General features: G+C 72.0%; 21 protein-coding genes. 9 read left to right on the forward strand and 12 right to left on the reverse strand.

Annotated features, from left to right (window positions below; all coding sequences use genetic code 11):
- The first annotated feature begins 10 nt into the window (after nucleotides 1–10).
- From IH09_RS19860 to IH09_RS19875, 4 genes are all read left to right on the forward strand, one after another.
- A complete protein-coding gene (locus tag IH09_RS19860; RefSeq protein WP_052858157.1) occupies nucleotides 11–1,825 on the forward strand; it encodes a gamma-glutamyltransferase in 1,815 nt (604 codons plus the stop codon).
- A 148-nt stretch (nucleotides 1,826–1,973) separates the two neighbouring features.
- Complete coding sequence (locus IH09_RS19865; RefSeq protein ID WP_110952435.1) at nucleotides 1,974–2,957, forward strand: inositol monophosphatase family protein; 984 nt, start codon at nucleotides 1,974–1,976, stop codon at nucleotides 2,955–2,957.
- 40 nt (nucleotides 2,958–2,997) lie between these two features.
- Nucleotides 2,998–4,419, forward strand: coding sequence for an FAD-dependent oxidoreductase (locus IH09_RS19870; protein ID WP_052858388.1), 1,422 nt, complete (start codon nucleotides 2,998–3,000; stop codon nucleotides 4,417–4,419).
- 128 nt (nucleotides 4,420–4,547) lie between these two features.
- Nucleotides 4,548–5,111, forward strand: coding sequence for an O-acetyl-ADP-ribose deacetylase (locus IH09_RS19875; RefSeq protein WP_052858160.1), 564 nt, complete (start codon nucleotides 4,548–4,550; stop codon nucleotides 5,109–5,111).
- 103 nt (nucleotides 5,112–5,214) lie between these two features.
- Here the strand turns inward: IH09_RS19875 and IH09_RS19880 are convergent, their stop codons facing one another.
- Together IH09_RS19880 and IH09_RS19885 are read right to left on the reverse strand one after the other, a co-directional pair.
- Nucleotides 5,215–5,556, reverse strand: a complete 342-nt coding sequence (locus IH09_RS19880; RefSeq protein WP_052858163.1) for a DUF5713 family protein — start codon at nucleotides 5,554–5,556, stop codon at nucleotides 5,215–5,217.
- A gap of 81 nt (nucleotides 5,557–5,637) precedes the next feature.
- Nucleotides 5,638–6,177 (reverse strand): MarR family transcriptional regulator, encoded by a 540-nt coding sequence (locus IH09_RS19885; protein WP_052858167.1) that lies wholly within the window; start codon nucleotides 6,175–6,177, stop codon nucleotides 5,638–5,640.
- Between the two features lie 56 nt (nucleotides 6,178–6,233).
- Here IH09_RS19885 and pip point away from each other — a divergent pair, with 56 nt between their 5' ends.
- From pip to IH09_RS19900, 3 genes are all read left to right on the forward strand, one after another.
- Entirely contained in the window at nucleotides 6,234–7,205 is a 972-nt protein-coding gene (gene pip, locus IH09_RS19890; RefSeq protein ID WP_052858170.1) for a prolyl aminopeptidase, read from the forward strand.
- A gap of 204 nt (nucleotides 7,206–7,409) precedes the next feature.
- The gene (locus IH09_RS19895) at nucleotides 7,410–8,882 is read left to right on the forward strand and encodes a DNA-3-methyladenine glycosylase 2 (protein WP_052858174.1); all 1,473 of its coding nucleotides are present in this window, start codon (nucleotides 7,410–7,412) and stop codon (nucleotides 8,880–8,882) included.
- 9 nt (nucleotides 8,883–8,891) lie between these two features.
- Nucleotides 8,892–9,461 carry a methylated-DNA--[protein]-cysteine S-methyltransferase gene (locus IH09_RS19900; RefSeq protein WP_052858176.1) on the forward strand — a complete coding sequence of 190 codons (570 nt, stop codon included), beginning with the start codon at nucleotides 8,892–8,894 and terminating at the stop codon, nucleotides 9,459–9,461.
- A gap of 263 nt (nucleotides 9,462–9,724) precedes the next feature.
- On the opposite strand, the gene IH09_RS19905 is transcribed toward IH09_RS19900, so the two are convergent.
- The gene (locus IH09_RS19905; protein WP_052858180.1) at nucleotides 9,725–10,534 is read right to left on the reverse strand and encodes a nucleotidyltransferase domain-containing protein; all 810 of its coding nucleotides are present in this window, start codon (nucleotides 10,532–10,534) and stop codon (nucleotides 9,725–9,727) included.
- A gap of 60 nt (nucleotides 10,535–10,594) precedes the next feature.
- Between IH09_RS19905 and IH09_RS19910 the strand changes: the two genes are divergently transcribed.
- The gene (locus tag IH09_RS19910; RefSeq protein ID WP_052858184.1) at nucleotides 10,595–10,945 is read left to right on the forward strand and encodes a hypothetical protein; all 351 of its coding nucleotides are present in this window, start codon (nucleotides 10,595–10,597) and stop codon (nucleotides 10,943–10,945) included.
- Nucleotides 10,946–11,082: 137 nt separating this feature from the next.
- Here IH09_RS19910 and IH09_RS19915 read toward each other — a convergent pair whose 3' ends face one another.
- Together IH09_RS19915 and IH09_RS19920 are read right to left on the reverse strand one after the other, a co-directional pair.
- Nucleotides 11,083–11,595, reverse strand: coding sequence for an NUDIX domain-containing protein (locus IH09_RS19915; RefSeq protein ID WP_052858187.1), 513 nt, complete (start codon nucleotides 11,593–11,595; stop codon nucleotides 11,083–11,085).
- A 152-nt stretch (nucleotides 11,596–11,747) separates the two neighbouring features.
- A complete protein-coding gene (locus tag IH09_RS19920) occupies nucleotides 11,748–13,454 on the reverse strand; it encodes a BCCT family transporter (RefSeq protein ID WP_052858192.1) in 1,707 nt (568 codons plus the stop codon).
- 147 nt (nucleotides 13,455–13,601) lie between these two features.
- Here IH09_RS19920 and IH09_RS19925 point away from each other — a divergent pair, with 147 nt between their 5' ends.
- A complete protein-coding gene (locus IH09_RS19925) occupies nucleotides 13,602–14,780 on the forward strand; it encodes a glycerate kinase (protein ID WP_052858195.1) in 1,179 nt (392 codons plus the stop codon).
- Nucleotides 14,781–14,874: 94 nt separating this feature from the next.
- Here IH09_RS19925 and pssA read toward each other — a convergent pair whose 3' ends face one another.
- The 7 genes from pssA to ccrA all read right to left on the reverse strand — a co-directional run bounded on the left by pssA (nucleotide 14,875) and on the right by ccrA (nucleotide 22,680).
- The gene (gene pssA, locus IH09_RS19930; protein WP_172450752.1) at nucleotides 14,875–15,723 is read right to left on the reverse strand and encodes a CDP-diacylglycerol--serine O-phosphatidyltransferase; all 849 of its coding nucleotides are present in this window, start codon (nucleotides 15,721–15,723) and stop codon (nucleotides 14,875–14,877) included.
- The gene (locus tag IH09_RS19935; protein WP_052858196.1) at nucleotides 15,710–16,357 is read right to left on the reverse strand and encodes a phosphatidylserine decarboxylase; all 648 of its coding nucleotides are present in this window, start codon (nucleotides 16,355–16,357) and stop codon (nucleotides 15,710–15,712) included. Before IH09_RS19935 ends, pssA begins: the two co-directional genes overlap by 14 nt.
- A 170-nt stretch (nucleotides 16,358–16,527) precedes the next feature.
- Entirely contained in the window at nucleotides 16,528–17,733 is a 1,206-nt protein-coding gene (locus IH09_RS19940) for an acyl-CoA dehydrogenase family protein (protein WP_052858198.1), read from the reverse strand.
- 1 nt (nucleotide 17,734) lies between these two features.
- Complete coding sequence (locus tag IH09_RS19945) at nucleotides 17,735–18,259, reverse strand: MaoC family dehydratase (RefSeq protein WP_052858200.1); 525 nt, start codon at nucleotides 18,257–18,259, stop codon at nucleotides 17,735–17,737.
- A 5-nt stretch (nucleotides 18,260–18,264) separates the two neighbouring features.
- The gene (locus tag IH09_RS19950) at nucleotides 18,265–19,227 is read right to left on the reverse strand and encodes an HpcH/HpaI aldolase/citrate lyase family protein (protein WP_052858203.1); all 963 of its coding nucleotides are present in this window, start codon (nucleotides 19,225–19,227) and stop codon (nucleotides 18,265–18,267) included.
- On the reverse strand, nucleotides 19,224–21,275 hold the full coding sequence (locus tag IH09_RS19955) for a protein meaA (RefSeq protein WP_052858205.1): 2,052 nt from the start codon (nucleotides 21,273–21,275) through the stop codon (nucleotides 19,224–19,226). Before IH09_RS19955 ends, IH09_RS19950 begins: the two co-directional genes overlap by 4 nt.
- A 31-nt stretch (nucleotides 21,276–21,306) precedes the next feature.
- Nucleotides 21,307–22,680, reverse strand: a complete 1,374-nt coding sequence (ccrA, locus tag IH09_RS19960; protein ID WP_052858207.1) for a crotonyl-CoA carboxylase/reductase — start codon at nucleotides 22,678–22,680, stop codon at nucleotides 21,307–21,309.
- Nucleotides 22,681–23,664: the final 984 nt, after the last annotated feature.

A 23,664-nucleotide genomic window follows, 5' to 3' on the forward strand; every position in this document is an offset into this window, starting at 1 on the left:
GGAGCCGCTCGTGTTCACCACCCGCCCGACCCTGCAAGGCACCTTCGGGATGGCCGCCACGACGCACTGGCTGGCGTCCCAGTCCGCGATGGCCGTCCTGGAGGACGGTGGCAACGCGTATGACGCGGCCGTCGCCGCGGGGTTCGTGCTGCATGTGGTGGAGCCGCATCTGAACGGTCCGGCGGGCGAGGTGCCGATCATCCTGGCGCCGGCGGACGGCGCGGTGCGGGTGCTGTGCGGTCAGGGCCCGGCGCCGGCCGGTGCGAGCGTGGCGCACTACACCGCGCTCGGCCTCGACCTGGTGCCGGGGACCGGACCGCTGGCCGCCGCCGTGCCCGGTGCGTTCGACGCCTGGCTGCTGCTGTTGCGCGACTACGGGACCAAGTCCCTCGCCGAGGTGCTGCGGTACGCCATCGGGTACGCCGAGCACGGGCACCCGGCCGTCGAGCGGATCGGCGAGACCGTCGAGACGGTCCGGGAACTCTTCGAGACGGAGTGGACCTCCTCCGCCGAGATCTACCTCCCCGGCGGCAAGTCCGTCGCCCCCGGCGGCCTGCTCAGGAACGGGCCGCTGGCGGCCACCTGGCGGCGGCTGATCGTGGAGGCGGAGTCCGCCGCGACCGGCCGCGAGGCGCGGATCGACGCCGCGCGCCGGATCTGGCGCGAGGGATTCATAGGCGAGGCGCTCGCCGACTTCGCCGCTCGTCCGGCCATGGACACCTCGGGCGAACGCCATGCGGGCACCCTCACCGGCGACGACCTCGTCGCCTTCAGCGCGAGCTACGAGGACCCGGTCACCTACGACTGGCGCGGCTGGACCGTCGCCAAGGCCGGCGGCTGGTCCCAGGGCCCGTCCCTCCTCCAGCAACTCGCCCTGCTGCCGCAGGAGCTGCCCGAGTACGGCAGCCCCGCATACGTGCACCTGCTCATCGAGGGCTGCAAGCTCGCGATGGCCGACCGCGAGGCGTGGTACGGCGACGCCGCCGAGGTTCCGCTGGAGACCCTGCTCAGCGACGACTACAACGCCGCCCGCCGCGCGCTGATCACCGGCACCGCCTCGTACGAGCTGCGGCCCGGCAGCCCGGACGGCCGCACCCCGCGGCTGAGCCGGCACGCGCTGGCGGTCGCGGCCGGCGAGGGCGCCTTCGACCCGCTGGGTGTTTCCGGCACCGGGGCGGGCGAGCCCACGATGGCGCCGGAGGTCGGCCGGAACGGTGCCACTCGCGGCGACACCTGCCACATCGACATCGTCGACCGTTGGGGCAACCTGGTCTCCGCCACCCCCTCCGGCGGCTGGTTGCAGTCCAACCCGGTCGTCCCGGCCCTGGGCTTCCCGCTCGGCTCCCGGTTGCAGATGGCCTGGCTGGAGGAGGGGCTGCCCAACTCGCTCACCCCCGGGCGCCGCCCCCGGACCACCCTCACCCCGTCGCTGGCGCTCCGTGACGGGGTGCCCGTCATGGCCTTCGGCACGCCCGGCGGCGACCAGCAGGACCAGTGGCAGCTGCACTTCTTCCTGGCCGTCGCGCTGCGCGCCACGGTCCGCGGCGGTCTCGACCTCCAGGGCGCCATCGACGCCCCGAACTGGCACAACGATTCCTTCCCCGGCTCCTTCTTCCCGCGCACCATGCGGCCGGGGAGCGTCACGGTCGAGTCCCGGATCGGTGCGGAGACCATCGCCGAGCTGCGACGGCGCGGCCATCACGTCACGGTCGGCGGCGCCTGGTCGGAGGGGCGGCTGTGCGCGGTGGCGCGCGATCCGGAGACCGGGGTGCTGTCGGCGGCGGCCAATCCGCGCGGGATGCAGGGGTACGCGGTCGGCCGCTGAGGGCGGGGCGGCCGGGGCGGGGCGAGTGCGGCACATTTTTCCCACCGCATCCGCCCCGGCTTCCCCACCCCGCCCCGTATCCCCTGTGGCATCGCGAGTTCACCTGGAGTCCAGCTCCGGTGTCAGTGGGGCGTGGTTCGATGGACGCATGATCGAAGCACTTCGTACTCACGTTTCGGGAGATACCGCGAACACCACCGATACGGCCATGGCTGCTCCTGACGCCCTCGCCGCCTCTGTCGCACCCGGCGGCACCGCCCCCGCGGCCCCCGCCGTGATCCCGCCCGCCGGGCCTGACCCGGCCGCCGCCCTCGACCTGTCGGCGCTGGACCTGGCCGCCGTCGAGGCCGCCGTCCGCCGGGCCGCCGCCGACGAGATCATGCCGCGCTTCCGGCAGCTCGCGGCCGAGGACATCGTCGAGAAGAACGGTCCGCACGACCTCGTCACGGTCGCCGACCGGCTCGCCGAGGAGCAGCTCACCGCCGCGCTCTCGGCACTGCTGCCCGGCTCCCGGGTGGTCGGCGAGGAAGCGGTGCACGCCGACCCCACGGTGCTCGACGCACTGAGCGGCGACGCCCCGGTATGGATAGTCGACCCGGTCGACGGCACCCGCCAGTTCGTGCACGGCGACCCCGGTTTCGCGACGCTCGTCGCCCTCGCCCACCGCGGCGAGGTGCTGGCGTCCTGGACGTACGCCCCCGCGCTCGACCTGATGGCGGTGGCCCGCCGGGGCGCCGGCGCCGAGCTGAACGGCGTCCCGCTGCACACCGGTACCCCGGCCCCCGGTGCGGTCCTCGATGTCGCCATATCCCACTTCGACTTCACCACCGACGACCAGAAGCGGGTGCTCGCCGCGCTGGACACCGACGGCATCGCCCCGCGTCCCTGCGGCTCGGCCGGGCTGGAGTATCTGTACGTCGCCCGCGGCGAGATCGACGCCACCGCGTTCAGCTGGGAGAACTCCTGGGACCACGCCGCCGGGCTGCTGCTGGTGCACGAGGCGGGCGGCGCCAGCGGCACGGTCGCTGGCCGCCCGTTCCGCATCGAGGGCGGCAACGCGCTGCCCTTCACCGCGGCGCGGGATGCCGAAACCGCGCGGCGTATCCTCGGACTGCTGGCGGCCGCCAACTGATCCTCGACGACGAGGGTCGGACGTGAGGGGAGTGGCGCAGGTGCCGAGGATGCTCGATGCCGTGGTGATCGGAGCGGGACCGAACGGCCTGACAGCCGCCGTGGAGCTGGCCCGCCGCGGGATGTCCGTCGAGGTCTTCGAGGCCCGCGACACCATCGGTGGCGGGGCGCGCACCGAGGAGCTGACCCTCCCCGGCTTCCGCCACGACCCCTGCTCCGCGGTGCACCCCTTCGGCGTGGGCTCGCCCGCCTTCGCCACCATGCCGCTGGAGCGCCACGGCCTGGAGTGGCTGCACCCCGACGTCCCGATGGCGCACCCCTTCCCGGACGGTACGGCCGCCGTGCTGGCCCACTCCGTCGGCGCGACCGCGATGTCCTTCGGCCCGCGCGACGCCGGCACGTACCGCAGGCTGGTGGCGCCGTTCATCGGGAAGTGGGACACCATGGCCCGCGACTTCCTGCGCACCCAGTGGCTCGGCCTGCCCGGCGACCCGCTGACCTACGCCCGCTTCGGCCTGGTCGCGATGCAGCCGGTCACCCTCCTCAACCGCCGCTTCCAGGACGAGAAGGCCCGCGCCCTGATGGCGGGCCTCGCCGCGCACGCCATCGCGCCGCTCGGCGGCTTCGGCACCACCGGCCTCGCCCTGATGTTCGCGCTCGCCGCGCACGCCAAGGGCTGGCCGGTGCCGCGTGGCGGCTCGCAGGCCATCTCCGACGCGCTGGCCGGGCTGCTGCGTGCCCACGGCGGCGCGCTGCACACCGACTTCGAGGTCAAGCGGCTCGACGACCTGCCACCGGCCCGCGCCTATGTCTTCGACACCTCGCCGACCGCGCTGGCCCGGATCGCGGGCCTGGGCAACGCCTACCGCGGGGTGAAGTACGGCCCCAGCGTCTTCAAGATCGATTACGCGCTGTCGGGCCCGGTGCCGTGGACGGCGCCGGAGGCCCACCGGGCCGGCACCGTCCACATCGGCCCCACCAGCGGCGAGATCGCCGCCGCACTGGACGCCGCCACGCACGGCCAGGACCCGACCGTGCCCTTCCTCATCACCGCCCAGCCCAGCCTCTTCGACACCACCCGCGCCCCCGAGGGCAAGCACACCTTCTGGGCGTACGGCCATGTCCCCAACGGCTGGGAAGGCGACGCCACCGAGGTCGTCGAGCGGCAGATCGAGCGGTTCGCCCCCGGCTTCCGCGATCTCGTGCTGGCCCGCGCGGTCGCCGGCCCGCCCCGGATCGCCGCCCGCAACGCCAACTACGTCGGCGGCGACACCGCCACCGGGTCCGCGGCCGGTCTGCGGCTGCTCATCCGCCCCAAGCTCGCCCGGGTCCCCTACGAAACCGCCCACCCGGCCGTCTTCCTCTGCTCCCAGGCCACCCCGCCGGGCCCCGGTGTGCACGGCATGTCCGGCCACTACGCCGCCAAGGCGGTCTGGCACCGACTGCGCAGCGGCCGACGCTGACGGCGGGGTGCGCGGGACCGGCGCGGCGGCTGACCGGCGGGCCGACGGCTCAGGAAGTGCTGCCAAGAACGCCGGCCCCGGGCGTCGGCATGTCCCGCCCGGTACGGCATCACCTAGGCTCCGGACCCATGAGCGCTACCGGCTCCGGCCCCGACATCCCCACGGCCCTCACCCTCCACCGCGGCGACATCACGGAACAGGCCGTGGACGCCGTGGTCAATGCCGCCAATTCCTCGCTCCTGGGCGGCGGGGGAGTGGATGGCGCGATCCACCGCCGCGGCGGTCCGGAGATTCTCGCCGAGTGCCGCGCCCTGCGCGCCTCCCGGTACGGACGCGGTCTGGCCACCGGCGCGGCCGTCGCGACCGGCGCCGGCCGACTGCCCGCCCGCTGGGTGATCCATACCGTCGGCCCCGTCTGGTCCGCCGACGAGGACCGCACCTTGCTGCTGGTCTCCTGCTACGAGCGGTCGCTCCAGGCCGCCGCCGAACTGGGCGCCCGCACGGTCGCCTTCCCCGCCATCTCCACCGGAATCTACGGCTGGCCGATCGACGACGGCGCCCGCACCGCCGTCGCCACGGTCCGCGCGGTGACCGCGGCGATGCCCGGCACCTTCGACGAGATCCGCTTCGTCGTCTTCGACGACCGCGCCCGCGAGGCGTACGAGGCCTCCCTCGCCGACGACTCCCGCTGACGCCCCGTAGCAGGAGGAGGACAGCCGCCGGGACGGGCGGCCGGCCAGCAGTCCCGTGGTGGGAGGGCGCAGGCGCCGCGGCCGGCCCGGCGGATGCGGCGCCTTACCAGTCCCGAGCGGCTATCAGCTCCTCCGCATCCGCCTCCGGGAACCCGTACGCCGTGGCCACGAACCAGAAGTCCTCGGCTATCTCCTCCCGGGCGACGGTCTCGATCTCGCTGCCGGCCGCGTCGAACTCCGCCTCCAGGGCGTTGAATTCCTCCGTCGCCGCCTCCGTCAGCACGTACAGCGCCGGCAGATCCGAGGGCGGCTCGGCCTCGATCCGCTCGCAGAGCCGCAGCAGGATCGCCCGTCCCTTGTCGACGACGTGATCGGGGAAGTACCCGTCCGCGTACAGCCCCCGGAGAAACGCGTGTTCTGCCACCCGCTGGTTGGTGATCGGCACCGAGACCCCCGTCCTTTCGTTCCATTCGGCCCGTCAGAAAGCCGATACCGCCACTCTGCACCACGCCACTGACAACGCCCCTCAGCGCACGGTGCCGTCCGTCGTACCGGCCGCCCCCGGCGCCGGGGGATCCGCGACGAGGTCCGGCGCCACCGCGGCGATCCGTTGCCGCATCGGGCGCCGGTGCAGGGCGTCGAGCGCCTCCTCGACGAGGCGGCTGAGCGGAAACGACAGCTCCGCCTCGAACTCGGCGGCCGCGGCGCTGGTGGCCGCCGCCTCGGCGTCCAGCGCCGGCAGCAGCGACTCGGCCCGCGGGGTGAGGCGGACGATGCGCTGACGGGCGTCCCGGCCCGGGGTGCTGGTCACCAGACCCGCCGTGACCATCTGGGCCACGGTCTGGCTCGCCGCGGAATGGGTCACGCCGACGGCCCGTGCCAGCTCGCGGATGGTGGCGGGCCCCGAGGCGGCCAGCGCCCGTACGACCGGGGTGAACCGCGGCCGGAATCCCGTGAGCCCGAGATCCGCGTGGACAGCCGCGACATCGCCGTCCAGGAGGTCCAGCAACTGGCGGAGCCTGGTGCCGAGCAGTTCCGGGCCGGGACCGGAGCGGGAGGGAGTCATGGGGCGTAATGTAACAGCGCTGTTGTATTGGTTGGGTGAGCGAAGGAGGCAGGGAGATGGCCGAGCGTTATCCGCCGATCGAGCCGTACGACAAGGGGATGCTCGATGTCGGCGACGGCAATCAGGTGTACTGGGAGGTCTGCGGCAACCCGGACGGCAAGCCCGCGCTGGTCGTCCACGGCGGACCGGGCTCCGGATGCACCACCGGGGCGCGTGAGTATTTCGACCCCGAGCGCTATCGGGTCGTCCTGTTCGATCAGCGCGGCTGCGGCCGGAGCACCCCGCACGCGAGCGATCCGGCCACCGATATGCGGTACAACACGACGGATCATCTGCTCGCCGATATGGAGCGGTTGAGGGAGCACCTCGGCATCGACCGCTGGCTGCTGTTCGGCGGATCGTGGGGCTCCACCCTGATCCTGGCGTACGCGGAACGCCATCCGCACCGGGTGTCGGAGATCGTCATCCCCAGCGTTACCACGACCCGGCGTTCGGAGACCGACTGGCTCTACCGGGGTGTCGGCCGGTTCTTCCCCGAGGCATGGGAACGCTTCCTGGCCGGCGTCCCCGGGGTACCGCGGGACGGCGATATCGTCGGGGCGTACGCGCGCCTGACGGAGGACCCCGACCCGGCGGTACGGGAGAAGGCCACCGCCGACTGGTGCGCCTGGGAGGACGCGGTGCTCTCCCTGGAGGCGTACGGCGCACCGGCCCCGTACGGTGGTCGGCCCACCGCGGCCCGGCTGGCCCTGGTCCGGATCTGTGCGCACTACTTCTCCCACGGAGCGTGGCTGACGGAGGGCGCCCTGCTCCGCGGCGCCGACCGACTCGCGGGCATCCCGGGGGTGCTCATCCACGGACGTCAGGACATGAGCGGGCCGCTGCACACCGCATGGGACCTGGCCCGCGCCTGGCCCGACGCCCGGCTGATCGTCATCGAAGACGCCGGCCACAAGGGCAGCGCGGCGACGCGGGACCAGGTGATCGGCGCGCTCGACCGGTTCGCCACCACGAGTGAGCGTCGGTGACCGATAACCAGTGACCGGTGAGTCCGGCAATCAGTGACCGATGATGGGTGGCCGGCGTCCGGCAACGGATGGCGAAGCGACCGGGCCCGGAAGCGAGGCGGGGGTGTCCGGGCCCGGCCCCGAGCCATCCCCGCCCCGCCACCGCCCCACCTACATGTCGGATTCCCGCCAGCCGTCGCCCGCGGGCTGAGTGATCCTGAGGGCATGCACACCGACACCGAGGGCTGTCTGCGCGCCGTGCAGTCCAAGGACGCCCGTTTCGACGGCTGGTTCTTCACGGCGGTGCTCACCACCCGTATCTACTGCCGGCCCAGCTGCCCCGTGGTGCCGCCCAAGCCCGCGAACATGCGTTTCTACCCCAGTGCGGCCGCCGCCCAGCAGGCCGGATTCCGGGCCTGCAAGCGCTGCCGGCCGGATGCCAGCCCCGGATCCCCGCAGTGGGACGAGCGGGCCGACCTCGTCGCCCGTGCCATGCGGCTGATCGCCGACGGCGTCGTCGACCGCGAGGGCGTCCCCGGCCTCGCCGGGCGGCTCGGCTACAGCACCCGCCAGATCGAACGCCAGCTGCTGGCCGAACTCGGTGCGGGACCGCTCGCGTTGGCCCGCGCGCAGCGTGCCCAGACCGCCCGGCTGCTGGTGGAGACCAGCGGGCTGCCGATGGCCGAGGTCGCGTTCGCCGCCGGGTTCGCCAGTATCCGTACCTTCAACGAGACCGTACGGGAGGTCTTCGCGCTCTCCCCGACCGAACTGCGGCAGCGCGCCAGGCCCGGTCCGCGCGCGGCGGTGCCCGGCACGCTCGCCCTGCGGCTGCCCTTCCGGCAGCCGCTCAACCCCGACAACCTCTTCGGCCATCTCGCAGCCACCGCCGTCCCCGGTGTCGAGGAGTGGCGCGACGGCGCCTACCGCCGCACGCTGCGCCTCCCGTACGGGCACGGCATCGTCGCCCTCAGCCCCCGCCCCGACCACATCGACTGCCGGCTCGCCCTCACCGATCTGCGTGATCTCGCGGGTGCCATCGCCCGCTGCCGCCGGATGCTCGACCTGGACGCGGACCCGGAGGCCGTCGACGGACTGCTCCGTGCCGACCCGCAGCTGGCCCCGCTGGTCGACAAGGCGCCGGGCCGCCGGGTCCCGCGCACCGCCGACGCCGACGAGTTCGCGCTCCGCGCCGTCCTCGGCCAGCAGGTCTCCACCGCCGCGGCCCGCACCCACGCGGGCCGCCTGGTCCGCGCGCACGGCGACGAGATCGACGATCCGGGCGGCGGCCTCACCCACCTCTTCCCGTCCGTCGACGCGCTCGCGCACCTCGACCCGGAGTCGCTGGCGATGCCCCGCACCCGCCGCGCCACCCTCACCGGCGTCATCGCGGCGCTCGCCGCCGGCACGTTGCAACTCGGCGTCGGCAGCGACCGGGAGGAGGCCCGCGCCCAGCTGGCGGCGCTGCCGGGCATCGGCCCCTGGACCGTCGAATGCGTTGCCATGCGGGCCCTCGGCGACCCCGACGCGTTCCTGCCGACCGATCTGGGGCTGCGCCGGGCCGCCGCCGGACTGGGCCTGCCCGCCACCCCCGCGGCCCTCATCCGTCACTCCGCGCGCTGGCGCCCCTGGCGCGCGTACGCCGTCCAGTACCTCTGGGCGACCGACGACCACCCCATCAACCACCTCCCCACGAACTGAGCACCCGCCATGACCCGTCATCCGTCACCGGACTCCGCAACCGGCGCCGTCCTCCCCACGCCCGCCCTCACCCACACCGTCCTCGCCGACACCCTCGTCGGCCCGCTCACCCTCGTCGCGGCCGGGGACGCGCTCACCGGCCTCTACATGACCGATCAGCGCCACCGCCCGCCGCAGGAGAGCTTCGGCCCTCCGGCGGACCCCGCCGAGCCCCCGTTCGCCGCGACCATCGCCCAGCTCCGCGCGTACTTCCGCGGCGAGCTGACCACCTTCGAGCTGCCGCTGGCGCTCCGCGGCACGCCCTTCCAGCGACGCGTCTGGGCGGCCCTGTGCACGATCCCGTACGGCGAGACCGTCAGCTACGGCCACCTCGCGGCACGGCTCGGCGTCCCGTCGGCGGCCCGTGCGGTGGGTCTGGCCAACGGGCGGAACCCCGTCGGCATCGTCGTCCCCTGCCACCGCGTCGTCGGCGCCGACGGCAGCCTCACCGGCTACGGCGGCGGCCTCGACCGCAAGCGCCAGCTGCTCGCCTTCGAGCGCTCGGACGAGGCGCTCTTCCCGGTGGAGGAGTGCGGCTGACCGCCAGGGAGACGGCGCCGGCCACGGCGGTACGGCCACGATCCGGGCTCCGTGGCCGCGGTCGTACGGCCGCGGCTGCGACGGCGACGGCCGCGCAATGCCGCCGAGCGGCGTCCGGCCCCTCTGGCCGGCAGCCCGGATGACCTCCGTGCGGTGCCCGGCCGTGGTGCGCGCGTCGCCCGGCGGCGTACGGCCACGCGGTCGGCGACAGCCCCTGATGGGCGCGTGCGGCCGCCGCCGGGGCGCCACCGCGCGCCCGTCCGTCAGCCCTCGACCGCCTCCCGGACCTCGGCCACCAGCCGCTCCGCCCGGGTCAGGGAGCGTGCCAACTCCACGTCCGTACGGCCGAGTTCGCCGAGCAGCGTGGTCGCGTGGCCGCCGAAGCCTGGCGGGGTCCGCGGCAGTGCGGCGGCCACGGCGAGCGCGCCCTTTTCGTTGACGCACCACACCCCGTGGTGCGCGTGCAGGGCCTGGACGAGGTAGCCGACCGCCCGGGACAGGCAGAGCGCCGCGTACAGCACGTCCTGCGCCGCGTACGACTTGGTGGCCATCGTCACCGAGAAACCGGCGTCCCAGACCGCGTCGCGCGTCAGGGACGTCCGCAGCGCCTCCGGGTAGCCCCGGGTCTCCTCCTGAAGGCGGCCCAACTCCCCACCGGGGTCGGCGAGTACCTGCCCCAGGGCCACCTCGCCCGGGTACGCGGGGGACCAGAAGCCCAGTGGGTGACCGGCCTGGACGCCGATCTCGAAATGGCCGCCGCGGCACTCCTCCCACACCCGCCGCACCCGGTCGACGTCCCGCAGAATCCAGTCCACCCGGCTGCCGTCGGGCAGTTCGAGCCAGGCCCCGCCGTTGACCCAGGCACCCCAGGCCCCCGGTTCGTACACCTCGACCGGACCGCCGGTCACCTCCGCGGCCAGCGCCGCCAGCGCCCGGAGATCCGGTTCGCCCCGGTAGTAGACCCCCAGATCCCAGTCGGAGTCCGGGCGGTGCGTCCCGCGCGCCCTGCTCCCGCCGAGCATCACCCCGACAACTCCCGGTACCTGCGCGATCTTTGCGGCGATGTCGTCCATACCGGCCAGCCTAGGCCCTCCGACTGATCGCGCTCGGACAGGGGCCGGTAGCTTAGGCGCATGTCTTCTGTACTTGTTGTCGGTTACGACCCGCAAGCGATACCCGGCGGCGACGGCGAGGCGCTTGGTGCGGCTCTCGACGCGGAGCTGGTCCGGTTCGGTGAGCAGGGCATCGACGCGGCCGTGGCGCTGGTCGTGTTCGACGAATCGGCCGCGTCCGTCCTCGTCGCGTCGCTGACCGAGCGTCCGTGGGATGTGGTGGTCGTCGGCGGTGGGATCCGCAAGACCGAGCAGTTGCTTCCGCTCTTCGAGCAGACCGTGAACCTGATCCGCCGCCATGCGCCCCAGGCCGCCATCGCGTTCAACACAGGTATCGGGGACAGTGTCGAGGCGGCACAGCGGTGGCTCTGACTTCCGTTCGTCCGGCACTTATGTGATCCGCCGACAGGCCCTGGAGCAGCGGGCCGACGGCGGGCCGGGAACCGGTCGTCGGTCCGGGTGCCGCTGCCCCCGGACCCCACGGCTCCCGGACCTGCCCGCCGGACAGGTCAGCCGGGGGTGCCGTCGGCCGACCTCGGCGGGCGGCCGTCCTCCAGTTCCGCCGGGCCGCGGCCGTCCGCCAGGGCGCCCAGCGCCGCGCGGATACGCAGCGTCATCTGGTCGTCCAGCAGCGCCTTGGCCTCGTCGCAGCTCACCAGCCGCCAGGAGAGCAGCTCTTCCTCCTGGAGCCGGATCGCCGCGAGCTGTGCCGCGTCCAGCACCCCGCCGTCGTACACGTACGACACCAGCGGCGGACGCTGCTCCCCGCGTGTCCAGTCGACGACGAGCAGCGGGCCCGGTTCGATGTCCAGGCCGATCTCCTCGGCGGTCTCGCGCCGGGCGGCCTGCCGGGGCGACTCGCCCGCGTCCGACTCGATGGTGCCGCCGGGCAGGGTCCAGGCTTCGCGGTAGTTGGGCTCGACGAGCAGGATGCGGCCGTCCGCGTCGCGGAAGAGGGTGCCCGCGCCCGCGAGTACGCGGGGCAGGCCGGCGATGTATGTGGCGTAGTCCATGGTGGTCACGCCGTGAGCCTAAAGGGCACCCGGCCCCGGGCGGAGCGGCTCCGGGCGCAAGGGCGTGGCGCCCTCGCATCCCCGGCCCGCCACCGGGGCCCGTCCCGCTCCGTACGCCGCCCGCGCCTCACCCCTTTCCCGTCCCTCGTCCTTCCCACCGCTCATTTCTCCGGCGTGCCCGAATCGTCGCCCGACCGCCGGGAGTCGGCGGCGCGGCGCAGGCGGGCGTGGCGGGTCGGGCCCGCTTCGGTGATCGCGTCGCCGACCATCGCCCGTACCGCGTCCCGCAGTCCGTGCAGGGCGTGGTGGCGGGCCGGGCCCGCGCCGGGGTCCGCCCGGAGCTCGGTCAGCAGCGCCCAGCACAGCGCGAGCATGACGAGGACGAAGGGCAGCGCGACCAGGATCGTCGCGGTCTGGAGGGAGCCGAGGCCGCCGGCCAGCAGCAGTACGGCGGCGACCGCGGCCATCAGGATGCCCCAGGTCACCACCAGCCAGGTCCGCGGATGCAGCGCGCCCCCGCTGGTCAGTGAGCCCATCACCAGGGAGGCGGAGTCGGCGCTGGTGACGAAGTACGTCATCACCAGGACCATCGCCACCCAGGAGGAGACGGCGCCGGCCGGCAGGGCGTCCAGCATCCCGAAGAGCGATGCCTCGGCGTCCTTGGCGGTGCTCGTCAGGTGGGCGGCCCCGGTCGCGTCCAGCCGGATCGCGGTGCCGCCCAGTACGCAGAACCAGATCGTGGTCGCGCCGCTGGGCACCAGCAGGACGCCGATGAGGAACTCGCGGATGGTGCGGCCGTGCGAGATGCGCGCGATGAAGGTGCCGACGAACGGGGCCCAGGACAGCCACCACGCCCAGTAGAAGATCGTCCAGGTGCCCAGCCAGGCCCGGTCGGTGAAGGCGCCGGTGCGCGAGGCCATCGACAGCAGATCGTTGAGGTAGCCGCCGATGCTCGCCGGGATGCTGTCCAGGATGTAGACCGTGGGGCCGACGACGAAGACGAACAGCATCAGCAGCGCGGCGAGCAGGATGTTGAGCGTGGACAGCCATTTGACGCCCTTGTGCAGCCCGGAGAACGCCGAGCCGACGAACGCGGCGGACAGCGCGAAGATGATCACGAGCTGGGTGCCCCTGCTGTCCACCGACCCGGTGGTGAGGTGCAGCCCCTTGGCCACCTGGAGCGTGCCCAGGCCGAGGCTGGTGGCGGTGCCGAAGACCGTCGCGAAGACGGCGAGCAGATCGATGGCCCGGCCCGGCAGGCCGTTCGCCCGCCGCTCGCCGATCAGCGGGACGAAGACGGAGCTGAGGCGGTTGCCGCGGCCCTTGCGGAACACCGAGTACGCCAGCGCGAGCCCGGCCATGCCGTAGATGGCCCACGGGGTCAGGGTCCAGTGGAAGAACGAGTACTCCAGAGCCGTCCGGGCCGCGGCACCGGTCTGCGGCGGGACACCGGATCCCGGCGGCGGCGAGACATAGTGCTGGAGCGGTTCGCCGACCCCGTAGAACATCAATCCGATGCCCATACCCGCGCTGAACATCATCGCGATCCAGGTGAGATTCCCGAACTCGGGATCCGCGTCGTCCGCGCCCAGCCGGATTCTGCCGAACCGGCTGAAGGCGATCACCAGACACAGCACGAGGAAGATATTGGCGGCGACCACGAAAAGCCAGGCGAAATTTCCGAGTACCCAGCTCAGCGCGGTACCGGTTACCGATTCGAAATTCTTCTTGCCGAATGCCGCCCAGGCGACCACCGCGAGAACCGCGACGACCCCGATACCGACCACCTTCGGATCGGGCGGGGGATCCTCACGGGATTCTCCGGGCGTGGAATACGGGGCCGGTTCCCCGGTCGAGTGCACGCTCATGGCGTCCCACTATGGACGCCCATAACGGGGCATGCCGGATGGGCGCGCCGTCGGCCCCGTACCGGAACCGCCGGCCCTGTTCGCGGGGCCGCGCGCCGGATAAGGTCACTGCGGCGCGACTGCCAGTTCGAAAAAAGGGGACATACGGTGGCGGACGCAGCAAGAACGGACCCCGCGCGGGGCGGGGCGCGCACCGCGCGGGTACTGATCGCCGCGGACAAGTTCAAGGGCTCGCTCACGGCCGTCGAGGTCGCCGAGCACGTCACGGCCGGTCTGCGGCGCGTGGTCCCGGACGTCGGAGTGACGGCCGTACCCGTCGCGGACGGCGGCGACGGCACGGTCGCGGCGGCGCTGGCGGCCGGGTTCACCCGCCACGAGGCGCGGGTCACCGGGCCCACCGGCGCGCCGGTGACGGCCGCCTTCGCGCTGCGCGGCGACGGTACGGCGGTGGTGGAGATGGCGGAGGCGTCCGGCCTCCAGCACCTCCCGGCGGGTGTGTTCGCGCCCCTGACGGCCGGCACGTACGGCACCGGTGAGCTGCTGCTCGCGGCGCTGGACGCGGGGGCGGCCTCGATCGTCCTCGGGGTCGGCGGCAGTGCGACGACCGACGGCGGCGCGGGGATGCTCACGGCACTGGGCGCGCGGTTCCTGGACGCCGGGGGCGAGCCGCTCGCCCCCGGCGGCGGGCCGCTGCGGGAACTGGCCACGGCCGATCTGTCGGGCCTCGATCCCCGGCTGGCACGTACCCATGTCGTACTCGCCAGCGACGTCGACAACCCGCTCACCGGCCCCACGGGCGCCGCCGCGGTCTACGGGCCGCAGAAGGGCGCGAGCGCGGCGGACGTCGCCGCCCTGGACGCCGCCCTGGCGCATTTCGCCGCGGTGCTGGGGAGCGCCGTCGGACCGAAGGCCGCCACGTATGCGGCGGCTCCCGGCGCGGGCGCCGCGGGCGGTATCGGGTACGGCGCGCTGGTCGGCCTCGGCGCGGAGTTCCGGCCCGGTATCGAGGTGCTGCTCGACGTCCTGGGCTTCACCCCGGCGCTGACGCGGGCCACCCTCGTCATCACCGGCGAGGGCTCGCTCGACCGGCAGACGCTGCACGGCAAGGCACCGGCCGGGGTCGCCGCCGCGGCCCGTGCGGCCGGTGTCGAGGTGGTCGCGGTCTGCGGCCGGCTCACGCTGCCGCCGGAGACGCTCGATGCGGCCGGCTTCCGGCGCGCGTACGCCCTGACGGACCTGGAGCCCGATCCGGCCCGCTGCATGGCCGAGGCGGGCCCGCTGCTGGAGCGCGCGGCGGAGCGTCTGGCGCGCGACTTCCTGGTCTGAGCCCGGTGTGGGCGGCCCGCACCGGGGAATGCCGAGAGCCCCGGGCGAAGGAGGTCCTTCGCCCGGGGCTCTCGGCGTGTCGTGTGCGGTCGCGCTACGGAAGCTGGGTGGCGCGCGCCTCGCGGCGGTTGCCCCGGAAGGTGTTGACCCGCCGGGCGGTCGCGAAGAGCGGGATCATGGCGCCCAGCACCACCTGGAGCGCACAGCCGGTCTGGAGCAGCAGCATGCCACCGGGGGCGTCCAGCGCCCAGGCGGCCAGCATGCCCATGCTGAGCACGATCCAGCTGAGCATCGCCACCGCGAGCCGGCCCCGCGGCTTGGGGTACTCGACGCGGCTCACCATCAGCCAGGCCACCCCGATGATCGCCAGCAGCGTCGGGATGAACGGCAGCTCCAGCAGGACGATGGCGACGACGGTCAGGGCGCCGAACGGACTCGGCATGCCTTGGAAGATGCCGTCGCGCAGCGTGACACAGGAGAACCGCGCAAGCCGCAGCACCACCGCCAGCAGCACCACCACCGCGGCGACCACGGACACCCGCTGGTGCGCGTCCTGGGCGACCATGCCCCAGGTCACGACGAAGTACGCCGGGGCCAGTCCGAAGCTGATCAGGTCGGAGAGGTTGTCGAGTTCGGCACCCATCGCGGAGCTGCGCAGCTTGCGCGCCACGAGTCCGTCGAAGAGGTCGAAGATCGACGCGAGCAGTATCAGGATCACGGCCATCGCCGCGCTGTGCCGGGCCATCCCGCCGTCGTCGGTGCCCGTCAGATGCGGGATGAGGACGCCGGTGGTGGTGAAGTACACGGCCATGAAGCCGCAGATCGCATTACCGAGAGTGAGGGTATCCGCTATTGACAGCCGCGTGGACAGCGGCATGTCGTCATCGGCCTCTTCGGTCTCGGGCGCCCAGCCGGCCTGCGTCTCGGGATCAATCACGGTCAAGGCGAGTCACCCCCGCGGTGGTGGCCTGGCCGACCTCGACCGCCGCCTCGACGCCCTCCGGGAGGTAGACGTCCACGCGCGAACCGAACCGGATCAGACCGATGCGCTCACCCTGCTCGACCTTGGTGTCCGCGGGCACGTAGGGGACGATACGGCGGGCCACCGCCCCGGCGATCTGCACCATCTCGATGTCGCCGAGCTCGGTGTCGAAGTGCCAGACGACCCGCTCGTTGTTCTCGCTCTCCTTGTTGAACGCCGGAACGAATCCACCGGGGATGTGCTCCACGGACGTCACCGTGCCGGCCAGCGGCGCACGGTTGACGTGGACATTCAGCGGGCTCATGAAGATCGCGACGCGGGTGCGCCCGTCCTTCCACGGCATGATGCTCTGCACCACACCGTCGGCCGGGGAGATGACACGGCCCTGCGCGATCTCCCGCTCGGGGTCGCGGAAGAACCACAGCATGCCCGCCGCCAGAGCGGTGGCGGGCACGGCAACGGCGGCCCAGCGTCCTGACCGGCGGGACCGGGCGAGGCTGACCGCTGCCGTGGCAACGGTCGGCACGAGCCACGGCGACGCTCCGCGCGCGAGGCGGACACGGCCGCGTTGTGCAGAGGATTGGCTGTGGGGCATGGTTGACCTTCGTAGCGGAGGATGCCGCGTAGGGATACGGGGGACGGCGGCTTTCCGGGGATGCTATCGGTTTCGGGCGGCAACTGGCCAAGAGCCAACGCCAATCCATGGCCGAAGTGCGATGACGGGGTGTGATCTTCGTCTAGGTAAAATCGGTCTAAATGGGACGTTCACCCCTGGATTCGGTACTCCTCCAGTAGCCGACGCCCGATGATCATTTTCTGGATCTCGGCGGTGCCTTCGCCGATCAGCAGCATCGGGGCCTCGCGGTAGAGGCGCTCGATCTCGTACTCCTTCGAGAAGCCGTAGCCGCCATGGATGCGGAACGCGTCCTCGACCACCTCCTTGCAGTACTCGGAGGCCAGGTACTTCGCCATCCCGGCCTCCAGGTCGTTTCGCTGACCGGAGTCCTTTTTGCGAGCGGCATTAACCATCATCGCATGCGCCGCTTCGACCTTTGTCGCCATTTCCGCCAGTTTGAACTGGATGGCCTGGTGCTGCGCAATGGGTTTTCCGAAGGTGTGCCGCTGCTGGGCGTACGCGACACCCAGCTCGAAGGCGCGTCGGGCGACCCCGCAGCCGCGCGCGGCCACATTGACCCGGCCGACCTCGACGCCGTCCATCATGTGAGAGAAACCACGTCCGCTCTCGCCGCCGAGGACCCGGCCGGCCGGGATCCGGAGGCCGTCCATGATCATTTCAGTGGTGTCGACACCCTTGTAGCCCATCTTGTCGATCTTGCCGGGAATGGTCAGGCCCGGCCGGACCTCGCCGAACCCCGGCTCCTTCTCCACCAGGAACGTCGTCATCGACCGGTGCGGCGCCGTCCCCTCCGGATGCCCCTCGTCCGTGCGGCACAGCACCGCCACCAGCGAGGCCGAACCGCCGTTGGTGAGCCACATCTTCTGGCCGGTCAGGACGTAATCGTCGCCGTCCCGTACCCCCTTGGACGAAATGGCCGACACATCGGAACCCAGCCCCGGCTCCGACATCGAGAAAGCGGCGCGGATTTCCCCGGTCGCCATCTTCGGCAGGAAGTGGTCCTTCTGCTGCTGCGTGCCGTGCTGTTTGAGCATGTACGCCACGATGAAGTGGGTGTTGACGATGCCCGACACGCTCATCCAGCCGCGGGCGATCTCCTCGACGGTCAGCGCATAGGTGAGCAGTGACTCACCGAGACCGCCGTACTCCTCGGGAATCATCAGGCCGAACAGGCCGAGTTCTTTGAGGCCCTCGACGATCTCCGTCGGATAGGCGTCGCGGTGTTCCAGCTCCGTGGCGACCGGCAGGATCTCTTTGTCGACGAAGTCACGAACGGTGGCGAGGATTTCCCGCTGGACATCCGTCAGACCCTCGGTCTGCGCAAGACGACCCATGTCACTTCTCCTTCTCGGCGGACGGGCCGGACGGTTCGGGGCGGCCCGGCTGCTCCCCGCCGCGCGCCTCGGTGTACGCGGCCGTCGGCACCAGCACCTTGCGCCGGAAGATGCAGACCAGCGTGCCGTCCTGGTTGTGGCCCCGGGTCTCGACGTGCACGACACCGCGGTCCGGCTTGGACCGGGACGGTGTCTTGCCGAGCACCGTCGTCTCGCCGTAAAGGGTGTCGCCGTGAAAGGTCGGTGCCACGTGTTTCAGCGATTCGACCTCCAGATTGGCGATGGCCTTTCCGGAGACATCCGGCACCGACATACCCAGCAGCAAGGAGTAGATGTAGTTTCCGACGACGACGTTCTTTTTGAAGTCGGTGGTCCGCTCCGCGTAGTTGCGGTCCATGTGCAGCGGGTGATGATTCATCGTCAGCAGACAGAAGAGGTGGTCGTCGTATTCCGTGACGGTTTTCCCCGGCCAGTGCTTGTACACCTCGCCGACGGTGAACTCTTCATAGGTGCGGCCGAACTGCATGGCGGTTATGCCTCCGGTGCCTCGAACGTGGATGTACGGGTCATGCCGGCGGCCCGGCCCTTTCCGGAGATGACCAGCGCCATCTTGCGGCTCGCCTCGTCGATCATTTCGTCGCCGAGCATCGCGGAACCCTTCGCGCCGCCCGCCTCCGAGGTGTGCCACGCATAGGCGTCGAGGATCAGCTCGGCGTGGTCGTAGTCCTCCTGGGAAGGCGAGAAGACCTCGTTCGCGGCCGCCACCTGGCCCGGGTGCAGCACCCACTTGCCGTCGAAACCGAGCGCGGCGGCCCGGCCGGCGACCTCGCGGAAACCGTCCACGTTCCGGATCTGGAGATAGGGGCCGTCGATGGCCTGGAGGTCGTGGGTGCGGGCCGCCATCAGGATGCGCATCAGGATGTAGTGGTACGCGTCCGCGCCGTAGCCGGGCGGCTGCTCGCCGACGACCAGGGACTTCATGTTGATGGAGGCCATGAAGTCGGCCGGCCCGAAGACGATCGTCTCCAGGCGCGGCGAGGCACCGGCGATCTCGTCGACGTTCACCAGGCCCTTGGCGTTCTCGATCTGCGCCTCGATGCCGATCCGGCCCGGCTCGAAGCCCATCGTCTTCTCGATCTGGGTCAGCAGCAGGTCCAGCGCGACGATCTGCTGGGCGTCCTGGACCTTGGGCAGCATGATGCAGTCCAGGTTCGGCCCCGCGCCCTCGACGACGGTGATGACGTCCCGGTACGTCCACTGCGTGGTCCAGTCGTTGACCCGCACCACGCGCGTCTTGCCGGTCCAGTCGCCGTTGTTCAGCGCGTCCACGATGGTGTGCCGGGCGCCCTCCTTGGCGAGCGGGGCGCAGGCGTCCTCCAGGTCGAGGAAGACCTGGTCGGCCGGCAGCCCCTGCGCCTTCTCCAGGAAGCGCGGGTTGCTGCCGGGCACCGCGAGGCAGGAGCGGCGCGGGCGAAGGCGGTTGACAGCGGTCATGCGGGGACCTCCAGGGGGTCGAGCTCGTTCGCTTTCCGGATCTCGTCGACGATACGGCCGATGATCTCGGTGATGCCGAAGTCCTTGGGTGTGAAGACGGCCGCGACCCCGGCCGCCCGGAGCGCGGTCGCGTCGGCGGGCGGGATGATGCCGCCGACGATGACGGGGATGGGGGTGTCCGCCGGACCACCGGACCCGGCGGAGGCCGAGGGGGAGACACCGCTCCGGCGCAGCCGGTCCAGCACGTCCGGCACCAGTTCGGCGTGCGAACCGGACAGGATCGACAGCCCCACGCAGTGCACGTCCTCGGCGACGGCCGCCGCGACGATCTGCTCCGGGGTGAGCCGGATGCCCTGGTAGACCACCTCGAAGCCGGCGTCCCTGGCCCGTACGGCGATCTGCTCGGCGCCATTGCTGTGCCCGTCCAGACCGGGTTTGCCGACCAGCAGGCGCAGCGCGCCGCAGCCCAGTTCGGCGGCGGTCCGCGCCGCCTTCGCGCGGACCGCCGCCAGCGGGGTGCCCGCCTCGGCGGTGACCGCCAGGGGCGCGCCGGAGACGCCGGTGGGGGCCCGGAACTCGCCGAAGACATCGCGCAGCGCCCAGCACCATTCGCCGGTCGTCACCCCCGCCCGGACGCAGTCGAGAGTGGCCGGGAAGAGGTTGGCGTCGCCCGCCGCGGCCTTCTTCAGGGCCGACAGCGCGTCCTGCGCACGCCCCTCGTCGCGGTCGTCGCGCCAGGAGTGCAGCGCCCGGACCACGCGCGCCTCGTTGGCCGGGTCGACGGTCAGCACGGCGGTGTCGAGATCCGCGGTGAGCGGGCTGGGCTCGGTGGACTCGTAGCAGTTGACGCCGACGATCCGCTCCGCGCCCTCCTCGATCCGGGCCCGCCGCTCGGCGTGCGCCGAGACCAGCTGCGACTTGAGGTAGCCGGACTCCACGGCCGCCAGCGCCCCGCCCATCTCCTCGATCCGCGCGATCTCCGCCAGCGCGTCGGTGACCAGGGCGTCCACCTTCGCCTCCACGACCCGCGAGCCGGCGAAGATGTCCTCGTACTCCAGCAGATCGCTCTCGTGCGCCAGCACCTGCTGGATACGGAGCGACCACTGCTGGTCCCAGGGCCGGGGCAGGCCCAACGCCTCGTTCCAGGCGGGGAGTTGGACGGCGCGGGCGCGGGCGTCCTTGGAGAGCGTGACGGCCAGCATCTCCAGCACGATCCGCTGGACGTTGTTCTCCGGCTGCGCCTCGGTCAGGCCGAGCGAGTTGACCTGGACGCCGTAGCGGAAGCGCCGCTGCTTGGCGTCCTCGATGCCGTACCGCTCCTGGGTGATCCGGTCCCAGATGCGGCCGAAGGCGCGCATCTTGCACATCTCCTCGATGAACCGGACACCGGCGTTCACGAAGAAGGAGATCCGGGCGACCACCTCGCCCCTGCGCTCCTCGGGGACCTGGCCGGACGCGAACACCGCGTCGAGCACGGCGATCGCGGTGGACATCGCATAGGCGATCTCCTGGACCGGGGTGGCGCCCGCCTCCTGGAGGTGGTAGCTGCAGATGTTGATCGGGTTCCACTTGGGAAGGCGGTTCACGGTGTACGTGATCATGTCCGTCGTCAGGCGGAGGCTGGGCCCCGGCGGGAAGACGTGCGTACCGCGCGAGAGGTACTCCTTGACGATGTCGTTCTGCGTCGTCCCCGCCAGCCGGGTGACGTCGGCGCCCTGCTCCTCGGCCACCACCTGGTACATCGCCAGCAGCCACATGGCCGTGGCGTTGATGGTCATCGAGGTGTTCATCCGGTCCAGCGGGATGTCCCGGAACAGCCGCCGCATGTCACCGAGGTGCGAGACCGGCACCCCGACCCGGCCGACCTCCCCGCGGGCGAGCAGGTGGTCGGGGTCGTAACCGGTCTGGGTCGGCAGGTCGAACGCCACCGACAGGCCGGTCTGGCCCTTGGCGAGGTTGCGCCGGTACAACTCGTTGGACGCCTCGGCGGTGGAGTGCCCGGCGTACGTCCGCATCAGCCACGGACGATCCTTCTGACGCTCAGTCATATATGGCCCGTATCCTCGTGGTCCGGCGCTGTCAGTGGGTCCGGCCGGGCCGGTGGGCCCGGTCCGCCGCGGTGTCCCGGAAGCGGTTGATGGCGTCGAGGTGCCGGGCGCGCATCTCCTCGTCGCGTACGCCCATGCCCTCCTCGGGGGCGAGCGCGAGCACGCCGACCTTGCCCTGGTGGAGGTTGCGGTGCACGTCGTAGGCCGCCTGGCCGGTCTCCGCCAGGGAGTACGTCCGCGAGAGGGTCGGATGGATCTTCCCCTTGGCGACCAGGCGGTTGGCCTCCCAGGCTTCGCGGTAGTTGGCGAAGTGCGAGCCGACGATCCGCTTCAGGGACATCCACAGGTAGCGGTTGTCGTACTCGTGGCGGTAGCCCGAGGTGGACGCGCAGGTGACGACGGTGCCGCCCTTGCGGGTGACGTACACGGAGGCGCCGAAGGTCTCCCGGCCCGGGTGCTCGAAGACGATGTCCACGTCCTCGCCGCCGGTCAGCTCGCGGATGCGCTTGCCGAACCGCTTCCACTCGCGCGGGTCCTGGTGCTCCTCGTCCCGCCAGAACGTGAAGCCCTCGGCGCTGCGGTCGATGATCGCCTCGGCGCCCATCCGCCGGCAGATCTCCGCCTTCTGGTCGCTGGAGACCACACAGATCGGGTTGGCGCCGCCGGCCAGCGCGAACTGGGTGGCGTACGAACCGAGTCCGCCGCTCGCACCCCAGATCAGGACGTTGTCGCCCTGCTTCATCCCGGCGCCGTTGCGGGACACCAGCTGGCGGTACGCGGTCGAGTTGACCAGGCCCGGGGCCGCCGCCTCCTCCCAGCTCAGGTGCCGGGGCTTGGGCATCAGCTGGTTGGACTTGACGAGCGCGATCTCGGCGAGGCCGCCGAAGTTGGTCTCGAAGCCCCAGATCCGCTGCTCGGGGTCGAGCATGGTGTCGTTGTGGCCGTCGGAGGACTCCAGCTCGACGGAGAGACAGTGCGCGACGACCTCGTCACCGGGCGCCCAGGCGTTGACACCGGGACCGGTGCGCAGCACGACGCCCGCGAGATCGGAACCGATGACGTGGTACGGGAGATCGTGCCGCTTGCCGAGCGGCGAGAGGCGCCCGTAGCGCTCCAGAAACCCGAACGTCGGCAGCGGCTCGAAGATCGAGGTCCATACGGAGTTGTAGTTCACGGAGGAGGCCATCACGGCCACCAGCGCCTCGCCGGGGCCGAGTTCGGGCACCGGCACGTCCTCGACGTGCAGCGACTTGCGGGGGTCCTTCTCCTTGCTGCTGAGGCCGGCGAACATCTCGGCCTCGTCCTTGTGCACGGTCACGGCGCGGTAGGACTCGGGGAGGGGCAGCGCGGCGAAGTCGTCGCGGGTGCTGTCGGGCGCGAGGATCGCGTCCAGGATGTCGTTCACGGAGTGCCTCCGGCGGATGGGGTCTTTCCCCTGCTGTGAGCGGAGCCGAGAGCTCGGGGAAGCGTCGAGGGAACGGCTTGGGAGAACGTCGGGGTGGGGCGGAGGTGGTGCCGTCGGTTCGGCCGGGGCGGCGCCGCGCCCGCCGTCGCCGCGCGGATCGCGGCGGCGCCGGTCACGGTGCCTGGCAGCGCCGGTGGGCGCGGGTGGAGATACCCCCGGCGGTGGCCGGGGAGCCTGTGACGCAGGCGTCCGGGCGGGCGGCCACAAGTGGCTTGCTGGGACAGCCGGCGCACGGAAGTTCACTGCGCGCCGGCCGCCCGGACACCCTCAAGGTATGACACCGCGTGCCACTCGACAAGACACTGAGTGCCAAGAATTTCTCTCAGATGTCATTTGGGTGGCACGTATGAGCGGGGTGCGGGTCGTTTTCCGCGCCGTCGAGGCCGGTCAACTCCGGCTCTTCAACCGCTCACGGAGCCGCGGCCACAACTGGGCGGCGCCGTGCAGTACGAGCAGCGCCGCTGCAACGCCTCCAGTTGGGGCCGCTTCAGCTCGACCACCGGCAGCCGGTTCGGCAGCAGCGGGAGTCCGCAGGCGCGCGTATGTCGCGACCGAGAGATTTCCCGCTGCCTCGGCCGTCGCCGCCTCGGTTGCCCGCTTGAAGTCCCACAGCCCCTTCAGAGCCTGGCCCAGCGTGCTGAGGGAGGCGGTCAGCCGACGCGCGTCATCGCGCCGCCGCCATGCCTGTGCGGCCCGTTGGTGGTGGCCGGCGCGCCGCTCCCGTACCTGTGAGGCCCGTTGACGGTGGTACCGGGCGGCCTCGTGGTCGCGGTGGCAGTTGGCCCAACGACCGCGGGGCGGCGCTCCCGGAGCCGAGGTGGACGATGTTCGCCTGGATGAGGTGCTCGGCCGCGCCGCCGCTGAAGACGTTGTGTGTGGCGGGAGTCGGGTCTGCCGGGCTCGCGCCCTCCATGTCATCCGCAG

It is taken from the genome of Streptomyces celluloflavus (genome assembly GCA_000720995.1).
Taxonomy (GTDB): domain Bacteria; phylum Actinomycetota; class Actinomycetes; order Streptomycetales; family Streptomycetaceae; genus Streptomyces; species Streptomyces celluloflavus.

Excerpts from the sequence above, each read along its gene's own strand:
- IH09_RS19865 (WP_110952435.1), top strand. The coding sequence starts at position 1,974 with ATGATCGAAGCACTTCGTACTCACGTTTCGGGAGATACCGCGAACACC.
- IH09_RS19875 (WP_052858160.1), top strand. The coding sequence starts at position 4,548 with ATGAGCGCTACCGGCTCCGGCCCCGACATCCCCACGGCCCTCACCCTC.
- IH09_RS19885 (WP_052858167.1), bottom strand. The coding sequence starts at position 6,177 with ATGACTCCCTCCCGCTCCGGTCCCGGCCCGGAACTGCTCGGCACCAGG.
- pip (WP_052858170.1), top strand. The coding sequence starts at position 6,234 with ATGGCCGAGCGTTATCCGCCGATCGAGCCGTACGACAAGGGGATGCTC.
- IH09_RS19895 (WP_052858174.1), top strand. The coding sequence starts at position 7,410 with ATGCACACCGACACCGAGGGCTGTCTGCGCGCCGTGCAGTCCAAGGAC.
- IH09_RS19900 (WP_052858176.1), top strand. The coding sequence starts at position 8,892 with ATGACCCGTCATCCGTCACCGGACTCCGCAACCGGCGCCGTCCTCCCC.
- IH09_RS19905 (WP_052858180.1), bottom strand. The coding sequence starts at position 10,534 with ATGGACGACATCGCCGCAAAGATCGCGCAGGTACCGGGAGTTGTCGGG.
- IH09_RS19910 (WP_052858184.1), top strand. The coding sequence starts at position 10,595 with ATGTCTTCTGTACTTGTTGTCGGTTACGACCCGCAAGCGATACCCGGC.
- IH09_RS19920 (WP_052858192.1), bottom strand. The coding sequence starts at position 13,454 with ATGAGCGTGCACTCGACCGGGGAACCGGCCCCGTATTCCACGCCCGGA.
- IH09_RS19935 (WP_052858196.1), bottom strand. The coding sequence starts at position 16,357 with ATGCCCCACAGCCAATCCTCTGCACAACGCGGCCGTGTCCGCCTCGCG.
- IH09_RS19940 (WP_052858198.1), bottom strand. The coding sequence starts at position 17,733 with ATGGGTCGTCTTGCGCAGACCGAGGGTCTGACGGATGTCCAGCGGGAA.
- IH09_RS19945 (WP_052858200.1), bottom strand. The coding sequence starts at position 18,259 with ATGCAGTTCGGCCGCACCTATGAAGAGTTCACCGTCGGCGAGGTGTAC.
- IH09_RS19950 (WP_052858203.1), bottom strand. The coding sequence starts at position 19,227 with ATGACCGCTGTCAACCGCCTTCGCCCGCGCCGCTCCTGCCTCGCGGTG.
- IH09_RS19955 (WP_052858205.1), bottom strand. The coding sequence starts at position 21,275 with ATGACTGAGCGTCAGAAGGATCGTCCGTGGCTGATGCGGACGTACGCC.